Here is a 14091-nt window from a genome sequence, read left to right as displayed (position 1 = left end):
TTGAGCAAGCTTCGTGTGCATGACATGGCGGGTGAGTTCGGTATCTCGGCTGACGAGGTTATCGCGCTGCTGCGCCAGATGGATGTTCCAGTTCGCAGCCATTTGTCGCTGCTGACCGACGATCAGGTTTCCCGTATTCGCGCCCGATGGGAGCGCGAAAAGCGCGTGCGCGCCGAAAAAGCGCAGCCCGCACCGGCTGCCGCACCGCGGCGCCGTCGCACGGGAGCCGCGGCTGCACCCGATGCTCCGATTCCGGTGGTCGAGGCCGAAGCGCCCGCCCCGGCGGTTCGTCGCCGTCGCGCGGCTGAGGTCGATGTGCATGCGCTCGACGCCCATGCGGGTGACGTTCCCGCCGGTGATGTCCCGCATGCGGACACGCATCACGCCGAAGCGCCTCGTGAAGAAGACGCGCACCCGGTAGAAGCGAAGGCCGAGGTAACCCCGCCGTCAGTCGCTGCGCCCGTCGAAGCGCCCGTCGAACCGGCGCCCGAGGTCCGTGCGGACATCGAACACGTGTCGGTCGAGCGCGCGGCCGAGCTCAAGGCGGCCGCGGCCGCCGAGCCCGCTCCAGTGCAAGCGGAAGCGCCCGTCGTCGAAGTGGCCGCCGCCAAGCCGAAGCCCAAGCCTGTCGCCTTCGAGCGTAGGGATGCGGCTCCGGCCCAGCGTCCTGCGCCACTGTCGACGCCCCAGCCGGCACCGGTCGCCGAGCGTCCGGCCGTCGTCACCCCAGCCGCCGCTGCGGTGTCCGCGACGCCAACGGCCGCGACTCCCGTCGCTTCCGACGCGCCGGCCGCACCGTCCGCGCCGTTGCCCGCAGATCGTCCGCGTCCGCGTCCCGTCGTGCCCGGTGCTCCGCGCCCCGGCCGCATGGGCGGGTCGCCGAATTTTGGTGGTGCTCGTCCGATCGCCTCCGCCGCTCCCGGTGGTGGACTCGGTCAGGGACAGCGTCGTGATGACCGACGTCCCGGTGGCCCGCAGGGCGGTCAGGGTGGCGCGCCCGGTGGTCAGGGTGGTCAGCCTGGTCAGGGCACGCAAGGCACGGGTATGGCCGCGAGCGCGCAGAGTCAGCAGCGCCGTGGCAAGAAGGGCAAGCGCGGCGCCGTCGATCAGGAAGCCGTGTCGGCCAATATCACGAAGACGATGACCGCCATGCGCGGCGCGGGAACGCGCGGCCGCGGTGGACGTCGATTCGGTGCCGACATGCGCGCCGAGATGGAGGAGCAGCGCGTTGCCGCGGTGGAGAAGGAACGAAAGACCGTCCGCGTCAACGAGTTTATTACGGTGTCCGAACTCGCCAAGATCCTTGGCGTTTCCGCGACACAGATCGTCGGCTTCGCGTTCAAGACGCTCGGGCTGATGGTTACGATCAACCAGCGACTCGACTTCGATCAGATCGAGCTGATTGCCGGTGAATTCGGCTTCCAGGCCGTGAAGGAAAGCGATTACGCCGCCGATCTGCAGGAAGAGCAAGTGATAGACGCGCCGGAAGACCTCCGTCCGCGCCCGCCCGTCGTCACGATCATGGGTCACGTCGACCATGGTAAGACGTCGTTGCTCGACTACATCCGGAAAGCCAACGTGGTCGCTGGCGAAGCCGGCGGCATCACGCAGCACATCGGTGCCTATCACGTGGAGGTCGCCAACAAGCGCCTCATCACGTTCCTCGACACCCCGGGTCACGAAGCGTTTACCGCCATGCGTGCCCGTGGTGCTCAGGTCACCGACATCGTCGTCATCGTCATCGCGGCCGACGACCAGGTCATGCCACAAACCGTCGAAGCGATCTCGCATGCGAAGAGCGCCGGCGTCCCGATCATCATTGCCATCAATAAGGTCGACCTTCCCACGGCGCAGATTGCCAAGGTGAAGCAGGATCTGCTGCAGCACGAAGTCGTGCTCGAAGAATTCGGCGGAACGGTGCTGCATTCCGAGATCTCGGCCAAGAAGGGAACGGGTGTCGACGAGCTGCTCGATCAGATCCTGCTGCAGGCGGACATTCTCGAACTCAAGGCCAATCCGTCGCGTCGTGCGGTCGGGTCGGTGGTCGAAGCTCAGCTCGACCAGGGTAAGGGACCGGTTGCGACCGTGCTCGTACAGAACGGCACGCTCAAGGTCGGTGACGACTACATCTGCGGTATCTACTCCGGTCGCGTGCGTGCCATGCTCGACGAGCGTGGCAAGCCGGTGAAGTCGGCCGGTCCCGCGATCCCGGTGCAGATTCTGGGTCTCAGCGGTGTGCCGATGGCGGGCGATCAGCTGCTCGTGGTCGAAGATGCGTCCGAAGCGCGCGATATCGCGCAGCGTCGCGAACGTCTCGATCGCGAAGCGAAGAGCCGCCGCAGCACGCGTGGATTGGTGTCGCTCGAAGACTTCATGTCGCAGACCAGCGCCGGCCAGAAGCGTTCGTTGCGATTGGTCATCAAGGCTGACCAGGGCGGTCCGGCGGAAGCGCTGGCCGATGCTCTCGGTCAGCTCTCCAACCCCGAAGTGCAGGTGGAAATCCTGCACCGCGGTGTCGGTGCGATCGCCGAGACGGACATCCTGCTCGCGAAGGCGTCGGGAGCCATCATCATCGGCTTCCACGTCCGACCGGACAACAACGCCCGCGCGGCAGCCGAGCGCGAAGGCGTGGACATCAAGCTCTATCGTATCATCTACGAGGCCGTGGCCGACGTGAAGGCCGCCCTCGAAGGCATGCTGCGACCGGAGTCGCGCGAAGTGGTGTACGGCGAAGCCGAGGTGCGCGAAACGTTCAAGGTCGCGCGTATCGGCACGATCGCCGGCTGCATCGTGCGCTCGGGCAACATGAACCGGAAGGGACGTATGCGCGTCATCCGGGACGGCGTCGAGATCTACGACGGCGGCATCGCGTCACTGCGTCGCTTCAAGGACGATGTGAACGAGGTGAAGGAAGGCTACGAGTGCGGTATCGGCATCGAGAACTTCAACGACGTCAAGATCGGCGACGTCTTCGAATGCTACCGCACGGAAGAAGTGGCTCGTACTCTCGACCAGGCTGCAAAGTCCTGAGGAGGCAGTATGGGCGAACCGCGGCGACCTGACCGCGTTGCCGAATCGATTCGCGAACAAGTGGCGACCTTCCTTGCCGAAGGCGCCAAGGATCCGCGAATTCGTGGCTTCGTCACCGTGACCGCGGTGGAGATGACACGCGACCTTCGGCACGCCAACGTGTTCGTGAGCGTGATGGGAGACGAGGCGGCTATCAAGGCCACCTTCGAAGGACTTGGCAGCGTCGCGTCGCACCTGCGTTCCATGCTGGGGAAGACGCTGCGCTTGCGGAACGCGCCGGAGATTCATTTCAAGGCCGACGAGAGCATTGCGCATGCCTCGCGCATCGAACAGCTCTTGGCACAGATTCGCACCGATCGCGATGCCGTGGCCACCGAGGCCGTGGACGCTGCGGTCGACGACGCGGCGGGAAACAGTGACGCGGCGGCCGGGGAAGACACCGGCCCGCCGGATTCATTGCAAGCGAACACATGACCACGACCCGCTCGGCGTGAAGGTGCGCTGAGGCGGGCGTGGGCGCGATGCCATGATCACGTCAGGATTGCTCTATGTCGACAAGCCGGCGGGAATGACCTCGCACGATGTCGTCAGTGTCGTGCGACGCGCGGCCCGCTCCAAGCGGGTCGGGCATGCCGGCACGCTCGACCCGTTCGCCACAGGGCTACTCGTGTTGGCGGTCAATTCTGCCACGCGCCTGCTGCCGTATGTCGTAGGCGAGCCGAAAGTGTACGACGCGGTGATTCGCTTCGGGTTCGAAACGGACACCGACGATCGCACCGGTGACGTCACCCGGGAAGCGATGTCCCCCCCCGCCGAACTGCTCGCCGATGCCGGGGCATCGCCACTATGCGATGCGATCGCCGCGCTCACCGGCCGGGTGGCACAGGTGCCGCCCGCCTTCTCCGCCAAGCACGTCAACGGCGAACGCGCCTACGCCATGGCACGACGCGGGGAAGTGGTTGAGCTACCGCCCGTCGAGGTGCATGTCCTCGGGTGGGAGTGGCTCGCGAGCACGCCGGATTCGCTCACCGTACGCATCACCTGCGGTGGCGGGACGTACATCCGCGCGCTCGCCCGTGATCTTGGGCGCGCGCTCGGCAGCGCCGCGCACTGTGAGAGTCTACGGCGCATGGCGAGCGGCGCCGCGCACGTCGCCGATGCCACCACGCTCGAGCAGCTCGAGCCGGGAAGTATTCTCGAGGGCCGCGTGCTGTTACGCTCACCATTGTCGGCCCTCGGCGCGATCGCGCATGAATCTCTCGACGAACCGGGCCTGGCCGCGCTGCGCGTGGGCCGCCGGATTCCGGCGATGAAGCCTGGCGAGCGAGGGGCGCTGCTCTGGCATGACACGGTCGTCGCCATCGCCGAGCGCGTCAGCGGAGACTGGTGGCAGCCGCGTGTCGTCATGCTCGGTGACGAGGCGTCGGCATGAGCTCCGTGTGGTCCGATCCGGTCGGCCTGCCGATCGGCGATTCGGGCGCCGTTATTACAGTTGGCACGTTCGACGGCGTACATCGCGGGCATCATGATGTCCTGGCACGACTCGCCGCCTTGGCGGCCGAGACCGACCGACCCAGCGTCGTGGTCACGTTTGAACCGCATCCGCTCGAAGTGGTGCGCCCGTCAGCCGCTCCGCCGCTGCTCACGCTGCACGACGAAAAGCTCGAAATGTTCGCGCAGTCCGGTGTGTCGTACGTCGCCGTGCTCCCGTTCACACCCACGCTGGCGTCGTATGAAGCGGAGCAGTTCGTCGATGCGGTGCTCCGCGAGCGGTTTCGGGTGGCCGAGCTGCTTGTCGGACATGACCACGGATTCGGACGCGGGCGCCTTGGCGACATCGACGTGCTGCAAGCGCTCGGCGCCTCGCGCGGGTTTGGCGTGACGGTGTTGCCGCCGGTGCACGCCCCCGACGGACAGGCCATTTCGTCCACCGCCATCCGAACGGCGATCCTGGAGGGCGATCTGCGCGCGGCCGCCGCGGGGCTCGGGCGCCCGTACAGCATCGCGGGCACGGTGATTCGGGGCGATCAGCGCGGACGACTGCTCGGCTATCCCACGCTCAATCTGCAACCCCCGTCGACTCGGAAGCTGCTTCCTCCCGACGGCGTGTACGCCGTTCGGGTGCAGACGCCGCAGGGACCGTTCAGCGGCATGCTCAATCTTGGGCCGCGCCCGACCTTCGGGGATGCATCGCGACGGATCGAGACCCATGTCTTCGACGCGGCGCACGACTGGTACGGTGCTCCTATCCGGATCGACCTGATGGCACGAATTCGGGACACGCGGTCGTTCGACGGAATCGAGGCCCTGCGCGCGCAGTTGGCCCGCGACGAGTCCGCAGCGCGCGAGACTCTGCAGGGACTGGCTACCGCCACGACGTCTGGACCCCTAAGTTAAGAGGCTAGGCGCATTTTGCGCCGTTTCTCGCGTCTCTCTTCCTGACGCGCTGACATTACCTCTGGCCACCGGCATCGATGGCGAACCTGAAGTACCGCATCCTGCTCATCGTAGGACTCTTCGCGGCCTCCGCGTGGGCCCTCTTTCCGCGCACCGTTGTCGAACGGGTCAAGCGCGATGGCGTTTTCGTTTACGACACCGTGCGTCGCGTGCCGCTCAAGCGAGGTCTCGACCTCCAGGGCGGTATGCACCTCACGCTCGAGGTCGACGAGTCCAAGCAGGCGGTCGCCAACAAGTCTGAGGCGCTCGATCGTGCACTCAAGGTCGTGCGGCAGCGTATCGACGAGTTTGGCGTGTCCGAGCCCGTGGTGCAGAAGGCCGGCACTGAGCGCATCATCGTAGAACTTCCCGGCATCGACGACGCGGAACGCGCGCAGGACGTCGTGCAGAAGTCCGCATTCCTCGAGTTCCAGATCACAGACAAGACGCAGGCGTTCGAGAAGGTCATGCCGCGCTTCGACGAGATCGCCAAGAACGCTGGTCTCTCCACTGCCTCTCAAGCCAAGGCCTCGGGAGACACGACCAAGAAGGTCGGTGTCACTTCGTTGCTCACGCAGAAGTCTGATTCCTCCAAGGACTCGACGGGCAAGGCAGTGGCGACCACGGGAGCAGATTCCGCCGCGACGACGCCGGCTGCCGTGACCGGAGGCTTGTTCAGCAGCAGCGTGCAGGCCGGACAGATCCCGGGTCAGTACATCGTGCCGGAGGCGTCGTATGCCGCCATCGAGCGTGCGTTGGCCTTGCCGGCTATTCAGGGCGCCATGCCGCCGGGCAAGGTGATGCGCTGGGGCGTGGATTCACTCGTGTCTGGTACGCAGCGCTTCTTTGCACTGTATGTGCTCGACTCGCGTCCGATCATCACGGGTGAAGTGCTGACCGACGCGCGTCCGTCCACCGATCCGGTGGAAGGCAACGTCGTTCAATTCACGCTGAACAACGAAGGCGCCCGTCGCTTCAAGGTCGAGACCGGCAAACATGTGAAGGACAACATGGCCATCGTGCTCGACCAACGCGTCGTCACCGCGCCGGTGCTCAACAGCGCCATCGGCCGGAATGGTCAGATCACGCTCGGCGGCGGTACGCTGCAGTCCGCGCAGGATCTCGCGCTCGTGCTGCGCGCTGGTGCGCTGCCAGTGCCGCTCAAGGTGGCGGAAGTGCGCAGCATCGGTGCCAGCCTTGGTGCCGACTCGATCAACAAGGGCGCACTGTCGCTGGCCGTCGCGTTCCTCCTGATCGTCGTCATTCTCGTTGGCTATTATCGCTTCTCCGGTATGCTCGCGGTCGCCGCGCTGGTGCTGTATCTCGTGTACACGCTCGCGGTGCTGGCCGGCTTCAATGCGGTGCTCACGTTGCCCGGTCTCGCCGGCTTTGTGCTCTCCATCGGTATTGCGGTCGATGCCAACGTGCTGATCTTCGAGCGCATTCGCGAAGAACTCGATCACGGCAAGTCCAACCGACTGGCCATTGACGAGGGCTTCCGCCATGCGCTCAGCGCGATCGTCGACACCTCGGCGACCACGATTCTCTCGGGTATGGTGCTGTATCAGTACGGCACCGGGCCTGTGCGCGGCTTTGCTGTCACGCTCATCGCGGGCCTCGTGGCCTCGCTGTTCACGGCGATCTTCGTGAGCAAGACCTTCTTCATGATCTGGCTCAGCCGCACGCGCGGCAACCAGACGCTGAGTATCTGAGGACGCCATGCTGCGAATCTTTCACAACACCAAGTTCGAGTTCGTCAAGCATTGGCGTATGGCGGCCGGCCTCACGATCGCGTTCATCGTAGCGGGCCTCGTCACCTTCGGTATTACCGGCGGTGTGAACTACGGCATCGAGTTCACCGGTGGTACGCTGATGCAGGTTCAGTTCAAGCAAGCCCCGGATGTTGCCGTCGTGCGCAGCACGCTCGACAAGGCCGGAATCACGGGCAGCGAAATTCAGCAGTACGGCACGAACACCGAGTACACGATCCGTGCCCGCGATGAGAAGCAGGTCGAAGCGCAGGCCGCAGGCGCCGAGGGCATCTCCAAGTCGATCGCGTCCGCGCTCGACCAGCAGTTCGGTGCCGGGAACGTGACTATCGTGCGCACCGAGGCGGTCGGACCGAAGGTCGGTAGCGAACTGCGCTCGGGTGCGTTTACGGCCATGATCATCGCGTCCCTCTTCACGCTCATCTACCTCGCCATTCGGTTCGATTGGCGTTTCGGTGCTGCTGCCGTGTTGTCCACGGCACACGATATCCTGGTGACGTTTGCATTCATCAAGATGTTCAACATCGAAGTGTCGCTGACGGTCGTGGCGGCTATTCTCACGCTGCTCGGATACTCGGCCAACGACACGATCATCATCTTCGATCGTGTGCGTGAAGACCTGAAGAAGCGCATCAAGGGCGAGTCGTTGGCGAAGGTGCTTGATCGGGCGATCAATGAGACGTTGCCACGCTCGATCATGACGCACGCGACGACGCTGGCCTCCACGTTGGCGTTGCTCTTCATTGCAGGCGAAGTGATCCGACCGTTTGCCATGGTGATGGCGTTCGGTGTATTCGTCGCCACTTTCTCGTCCATCTATGTCGCCGGTCCTTTGCTCCTGTGGATCGAGTCGAAGTATCCGCGTACCTCGTCCGACTCGACCAGTCGGGCGGTGAACGCGGGCAACGACAATTCGGGCGATACGCGTTCGCGAAAGGCGGAGCGTCTGGCCGCCCGGTAAAGCGCATGACCGTCTTCTCCGACAGTCATGTGCATCTGGCCGATCCCGCGTTCGCTGATGAAGCGGACGCGGTGATCCAGCGGGCCCGCGCAGAAGGTGCGCGGGCCCTTGTCTGTATTGGTGAGTCAGCTGCCACGGCGCTTCGTGCCCGGCGTCTTGCTGAGCGCCATGCGGGTTTTGTCTTCTTCACCGCCGGCGTCCATCCTCATGATGCCGCTGGCTGGGACGATGCCACCGACGCGCCAGCCATTCGTGATGCCGTCGCTCACGGAGCGGTCGCCGTCGGCGAGTGCGGTCTCGACACGCATTACGATCACTCGCCTCGTGCACAACAGAGATACGCGCTCGACGCCCAACTCGCGCTCGCCGAGGAGTTGCACAAGCCGATCGTGCTGCACACCCGGGAGGCGGAAGCAGATACCGCTGAATTCCTGAAGAGGGCCGACGCCGTGCGGGTGCGGGGCGTACTCCACTGCTACACCGGTTCGGTGACGCTGGCAGAGGCCGCACTCTCGGTCGGATGGTTTGTGTCGTTCAGCGGCATCATCACGTTCAGGAGCTGGACCGACGAGGCGCTGCTTCGGTTGGTGCCGAACGACCGGCTGCTCGTGGAGTCCGATGCGCCCTATCTTGCACCAGTGCCGCACCGTGGAAAGCGCAACGAATCGGCGTTTGTGCGTCTGACGTTGGCCCGGCTGGCCGATGTCCGGGGGCAGAATGTCGACGAACTCGGCTGGCAGACGCTGCGTAATACGAAAGAACTGTTCGACCTGCCGGATGCCGTGTTAGCGGCCGCGCCCACGTCGACCTCGTTAACTCATTCCTGATCACCTTCCAGCGCATTACCAACATGTCCATCGAGACGCTGCACACTGACCATGCACCGAAAGCGATCGGCCCGTACGCACAGGCGGTTCGCGCAAATGGTTTCCTCTTTACGGCCGGTCAGATCCCGCTCGATCCCGTTTCGATGGAAATCGAGACCGGTGACGTCACTGCGCAGACCGAGCGCGTGCTCTCGAATCTGTCTGCCGTGTTGAACGAGGCCGGAGTGACCTGGAGCGACGTGGTAAAGACCACCGTCTTCCTGAAGTCCATGGACGACTTCGTCGCGATGAATACCGTGTACGCGCGCGTGCTCGGCGATGCCCGTCCGGCGCGCTCCACGGTGGCCGTGGCCGGGCTCCCTCGAAACGTGAGCGTCGAGATCGAACTCGTCGCGGCTCTCCCCGCGCGCTGAGGAGTATCAGAGACATGCTCCGCCTGATTCCGCGCGCGCTGTTGGTACTGGCTCTAGTGGCGCCCGTTGGCGCGCCTCTGGCGGCGCAGCAGCGCGACTCGGTGACGGCGAAGCCTGTTCCTGCGCCGATCATCAAGCCGGCGGCGCCGATCTCCCCGCTCACCCAGCGCGGCCGATTCACGCCACCGCTCACGCCAAAGCGGGCGTTCCTCTACTCGTCGCTGTTGCCTGGCTTCGGGCAATCGCGCCTCGATCGCGGTACGTCCGGTGCGCTGTTCGCCAGTATCGAACTCGCGGCGATTGTGATGATGCGGCGCAGTCAGATGGATCTGCGGGAAGCGCGTCGATACCAGATCGACACCTTGCCGGCCCAGTATCTTGTCTCTGGCGATTCAGTCATCAAGAATGGCGTGTTCACCAATGGGTTCACGCGCGATCTGGTGAGAACACGGCGCCTGCACGTTGAAGATTGGATCGCCGTCGTCGCCTTCAATCACCTGTTTGCCGGCGCTGACGCGTTCGTCGCGGCGCAGCTCTGGGACGTGCCGATAGAGTTGTCCGCGTACCCGCGCCCGTCGGGCGCGGTGTTCGCCGTGACCGTTCGATTTTAGTTCGCATGGAATCGTCGCGTGGGGCGCCGATCGGGATGTTCGATTCGGGACTGGGCGGTCTCACCGTCGCGAACGCCCTCATGCGTCGACTGCCCACCGAATCTCTGCTCTATTTCGGTGATACGGCGCGCGTCCCGTATGGTCCGAAGAGTCCGGAGACTGTGCGACGCTACGCTCTGCAGATCGGAGAATGGCTGGTTGAGCAAGGCGTGAAGTGCATCGTCGTGGCCTGTAACACCGCGACCGCTCACGCGCTCGAGGCGCTGCAAGTGTCCTTGTCTGTGCCGGTGATCGGCGTGGTGGATCCGGGAGCGCGCGCCGCCGTGCGCGCAAGCCGCATCGGACCGATCGGCGTCATCGGCACGAGTGGCACAATCGCGTCGGGCGCCTACGCCAAGGCGATCGAAGCGCAGTCGGCGAATGCTCGGGTGCTGTCGGCCGCCTGCCCGCTCTTCGTTCCACTCGTTGAAGAAGGATTAGTAGACCACCAGGCGACACGACTCATTGCCCACGACTACCTGGCGCCAATGCGCGAGGCCCAGGTCGACACCCTTGTCCTTGGATGTACCCACTACCCGCTGCTGTCCACCGTGATCGCCGCCGAGATGGGGCAGGGAGTGCAATTGATCGACAGCGCCGAGGAAACGGCGGCGGAACTCGAGCAGATGCTCATCGATCGCGAGCTGCTGCGCGACCCAGATGATGCGCGCGGCCACGAACCCACCCACCGCTTCGTGGCCTCAGATGCGCCGCAGCACTTCCTCGCGCTCGGCGGTCGCTTCCTCGACGTTCCGCTCACCGCTGTGGAGTACCACGTCTTCACCTGAGTCGCGCCACGCGCGCAGCGAGATTCGATCGCTCTCGATGAGCAGATACTGTTGATCGAGATACCACGCACCGGCGTTCGCATACCAACCGGCCCCCGCGCGCCGCAGCATCGGCACGTGCGAGTGGCCGTGGATCACGAGGTTCGGGCCGTCGGGTGCGGATAACGAACGCGTCCCGACAGCCAGCAGGCCACGACCTTCGTCGCCCGCGCGACGCGTACGGCTGGTATGCGATGAGGCGAGCGCAACGCGTGACGCGAGATTGGGATGCAGCATGCCGAAGGCCCGGATCGCCAACGGATGACGAAGGACGCGACGGAGTCGACGATACGGCGCGTCCTCGACCTCGCGAAGGCCGTCCCCGTGGACGAGTTCGGCCCGCCATGGCCCGATCGACCCGATCCAGGGCTGCAGCGTGTACTGTGCACCTGTTTCGGCCATGAGCGCATCGCCGCCCCAGCAATCATGGTTGCCGCCGATCCATAGCACCGGAACCCCGACATCGTGGAGATCGGCCAGCGCCGCCAGCACGCGGAATCCGGTGCGAGGCATAGCGTGGCGCCAGGCGAACCAGAAATCGAACATGTCGCCCATGATCACCAGCGAGCGGGCGCGCGACGGCATGTCTCGCAGCAGACGCAGCAAGGCACGCTCAGCGTCCTTCGAAGCAACGCCGAGGTGCGCGTCGCCGAGAACCAGTGTCGGGGTATTGAGCACGGTGGCAGTCTAACCATTCCCGGACGGCCCCACAAACGCACGGGATCGCCGCGGAGCGGCAAACGCCTGGCGGCAAACGCCTGGCGGCTAACGCGCGGCGACGCTTGGCGGCCGTGCAGGGCAGGGTCATCTTCCCAATTCCCGATTTCCCCGGCCAGTGCCGGTGTCCCCAATGGCCGCTCTCGTGTCCGATACGATTTCCGAACTGCGCGTGCGATACGCGGAAACCGACCAGATGGGCGTCGTCTATCACGCCAACTACCTGGTGTGGTGCGAACTTGGCCGTACTGACTTCATACGCGCATTGGGAAAGTCATACGCCGAACTCGAACGCGACGGAGTGCTGCTGGCCGTCTCCGACGCGACCATGCGCTTTCACGCGTCGGCGAGATACGATGATCCGATCCGCGTGCACACGCGGCTCACGTCGGCCGGGTCACGCGGGCTCGCCTTTTCCTATCGCGTGATGCGCGCTGACACCGAGACGCTGCTGGTATCCGCGACGACGTCGCTGGTCTCCATCGACAAGACCGGGCGTTTGGCGGCCATGCCACGTGATATCCGCACTGTACTCGAGGCGGCGGTCACGCCGGCTGACCATGCACAGTAGACACGCGCTCGATCGGCGACGGATTGCCGCCCTCATCGTCGGCGTCGGCTTGACTGCCGCCGGATGTGCGAGCACCAGTGCCGGTGGCCGTAGTGGTATCGGTGCGGGTACCGTGCGCATGACGGCGCTCGACGTGCGCCACGATGCGCGGCTCATGGCAATGCTCGATGTCCGTCGGGCGGACACGCTGCTGGTCGATACGTTGCTGGTCGACGCCGACCGCGATCGCCGCGCCCGTACGGCCCTCGCGATCGGCCAGCTGCGCATGCGTGCGCGATTCCCGCAACTGCGTCGATTGCTCACCGATGGCGATACGCTCATCGCCGCCAACGCGGCCTTCGCACTCGGCGTGGCAAAGGATACGCAGGCGGTCGCCGCGCTGGCCCGCGCCATCGGTGGTGCGCCGGATCCCGTTGCACGAGAGGCGGCATGGGCCTTGGGCGAGATCGGCGAATCGTCCCGCACCGTGCTTTCCGTCGCACTTGGGGATGGACTTGTAACGCCGTTGCGGGCGAGCTCCGCGTCGCTGCGCAACGCCTCCGTCCGTGCGGCACTGGTCCTCGCCACGGTCAAGCTGCGTCCCGCGCCGATAGCGCTTGTCGTGCCCTGGCTCGCCGACACGTCGGCCGAGGTCGTGCGGTCTGCGTCGTACGTCGTCGGACGGTTGCGAGCGCCGGCCGGCGTGCGGGCCCTTTTGGCCGTGCGCGGCCATGCCGATGATGAAGTGCGGCAGTATGTCGCACGCGCGTTGACGCGGACCACCGTAGGAGATTCGCTCGCCGTGCCGGCCCGCGAGGCATTGAACGCGTTCTTGCGGGACGCTGATTGGCGGGTACGCGCGAACGCGGCCGGTAGCGTGTCGACGTTCGGCGCGTCGGCGCTCGATGCCGTGCAGATTGGCCTCGCCGACTCGGTCGCCAATGTGCGCATCGTGGCGTCTGATAGTCTGTCGGTCGTCTTCGGTCGAGACACCGTGCGATGGCGACGCGCGTGGGAGCGCGACACGCTGCTCGCCGTTCGTCGGCTGATGCTCGCGCATCTGCGTCGTGTCGCGCTGCCGATTTTTGATGCCGAGGTCACGACATGGGAACGACGCGCCGACTGGCGATATCGCATGGCCGCGCTCGAGCACCGTGCGCGCGTCGGCGATTCGGATCGCGTGCTCGCGGCCGAGGCGTTCAGTGCCGATGCCGAGCCGCGAGTCCGCAGCGCCGCGCTGCAGCGCGTCGCGAACATTTCCGACGGTAGCTTGGCGGCACGCGTTCGCGTACTCGCTGAACGGGCCAGCGCCGATCGGGATTCGATCGTCCGCGTCATTGGACAGCGGCTCCTCGCACCGCGGGATACGGCGGTACGCGCGCCGCGACGCGCCACGCCGGATTCGCTCGTGGCGCGACCACTGGTGGAGTACGAGCGTCTGGTCCGCCAGTGGGGCGCCGCTGGTAGCCGTCAGCCCGTGGCCGTGATCGAGACGGACTACGGCGTCGTCACGCTGCAACTCTTCGGACGCGAAGCACCCTTGGTCGTCGAGGCGTTCGTCCGGTTGGCCCAGGAGGGCTTCTACCGGAACGCCGTCTTTCATCGCGTGGTACCCAACTTCGTGGTGCAGGACGGCGACGCGCGTGGTGACGGTACCGGTGGGGCAGGATTCACCCTTCGAGAGAGCTTTTCCCGCCAACGTCACGAGCGCGGCTGTCTTGGGCTTGCGACGTCCGGGCCCGATACCGGCGGAAGCCAGTATTACCTCTGCCACGCCAGCCAGCCGCATCTCGACGGCGCGTACACGGTGTTCGGAACGGTGCTCTCCGGCTTCGACGTCATGGATCGCATCGTGCAAGGTGATCGCATGGTGCGCATCCGCATTCGGTGATCCGCCCCACGCTTCGACTA

General features: G+C 65.4%; 13 protein-coding genes. 12 read left to right on the top strand and 1 reads right to left on the bottom strand.

The genetic code is table 11. From position 1 onward, the window contains the following. The 10 genes from infB to murI all read left to right on the top strand — a co-directional run bounded on the left by infB (position 1) and on the right by murI (position 10874). Positions 1-3030, top strand: coding sequence for a translation initiation factor IF-2 (gene infB / locus HKW67_RS06305; RefSeq protein ID WP_171224571.1), 3030 nt, complete (start codon positions 1-3; stop codon positions 3028-3030). A gap of 9 nt (positions 3031-3039) precedes the next feature. Next, on the top strand, positions 3040-3504 hold the full coding sequence (rbfA, locus tag HKW67_RS06300; protein ID WP_171224570.1) for a 30S ribosome-binding factor RbfA: 465 nt from the start codon (positions 3040-3042) through the stop codon (positions 3502-3504). A gap of 52 nt (positions 3505-3556) precedes the next feature. Beyond that, positions 3557-4462 carry a tRNA pseudouridine(55) synthase TruB gene (gene truB / locus HKW67_RS06295; RefSeq protein ID WP_171224569.1) on the top strand — a complete coding sequence of 302 codons (906 nt, stop codon included), beginning with the start codon at positions 3557-3559 and terminating at the stop codon, positions 4460-4462. Then, positions 4459-5427 carry a bifunctional riboflavin kinase/FAD synthetase gene (locus HKW67_RS06290; RefSeq protein WP_171224568.1) on the top strand — a complete coding sequence of 323 codons (969 nt, stop codon included), beginning with the start codon at positions 4459-4461 and terminating at the stop codon, positions 5425-5427. Before truB ends, HKW67_RS06290 begins: the two co-directional genes overlap by 4 nt. A 77-nt stretch (positions 5428-5504) precedes the next feature. After that, a complete protein-coding gene (gene secD, locus HKW67_RS06285; RefSeq protein WP_171224567.1) occupies positions 5505-7178 on the top strand; it encodes a protein translocase subunit SecD in 1674 nt (557 codons plus the stop codon). Between the two features lie 7 nt (positions 7179-7185). Beyond that, positions 7186-8196, top strand: a complete 1011-nt coding sequence (secF, locus tag HKW67_RS06280) for a protein translocase subunit SecF (protein ID WP_171224566.1) — start codon at positions 7186-7188, stop codon at positions 8194-8196. A 5-nt stretch (positions 8197-8201) separates the two neighbouring features. Continuing rightward, positions 8202-9023: a TatD family hydrolase gene (locus HKW67_RS06275; protein ID WP_171224565.1), complete on the top strand. Its 822-nt coding sequence runs from the start codon at positions 8202-8204 to the stop codon at positions 9021-9023. Between the two features lie 23 nt (positions 9024-9046). Further along, positions 9047-9436 (top strand): RidA family protein, encoded by a 390-nt coding sequence (locus HKW67_RS06270; RefSeq protein ID WP_171224564.1) that lies wholly within the window; start codon positions 9047-9049, stop codon positions 9434-9436. Positions 9437-9450: 14 nt separating this feature from the next. Further along, the gene (locus HKW67_RS06265; RefSeq protein WP_171224563.1) at positions 9451-10047 is read left to right on the top strand and encodes a hypothetical protein; all 597 of its coding nucleotides are present in this window, start codon (positions 9451-9453) and stop codon (positions 10045-10047) included. Positions 10048-10052: 5 nt separating this feature from the next. Continuing rightward, positions 10053-10874, top strand: a complete 822-nt coding sequence (murI, locus tag HKW67_RS06260; protein ID WP_171224562.1) for a glutamate racemase — start codon at positions 10053-10055, stop codon at positions 10872-10874. Here murI and HKW67_RS06255 read toward each other — a convergent pair. Then, a complete protein-coding gene (locus HKW67_RS06255; protein ID WP_171224561.1) occupies positions 10788-11591 on the bottom strand; it encodes a UDP-2,3-diacylglucosamine diphosphatase in 804 nt (267 codons plus the stop codon). The genes murI and HKW67_RS06255 overlap by 87 nt on opposite strands. Positions 11592-11763: 172 nt before the next feature. Here HKW67_RS06255 and HKW67_RS06250 point away from each other — a divergent pair, with 172 nt between their 5' ends. Continuing rightward, complete coding sequence (locus HKW67_RS06250; protein WP_206044622.1) at positions 11764-12201, top strand: acyl-CoA thioesterase; 438 nt, start codon at positions 11764-11766, stop codon at positions 12199-12201. Further along, a complete protein-coding gene (locus HKW67_RS06245; RefSeq protein ID WP_171224560.1) occupies positions 12191-14071 on the top strand; it encodes a peptidylprolyl isomerase in 1881 nt (626 codons plus the stop codon). Before HKW67_RS06250 ends, HKW67_RS06245 begins: the two co-directional genes overlap by 11 nt. Positions 14072-14091: the final 20 nt, after the last annotated feature.

Origin of the sequence: Gemmatimonas groenlandica, from assembly GCF_013004105.1 — a bacterium.
GTDB lineage: Bacteria > Gemmatimonadota > Gemmatimonadetes > Gemmatimonadales > Gemmatimonadaceae > Gemmatimonas > Gemmatimonas groenlandica.
This window is presented reverse-complemented; position numbering and strand designations above follow the sequence as displayed.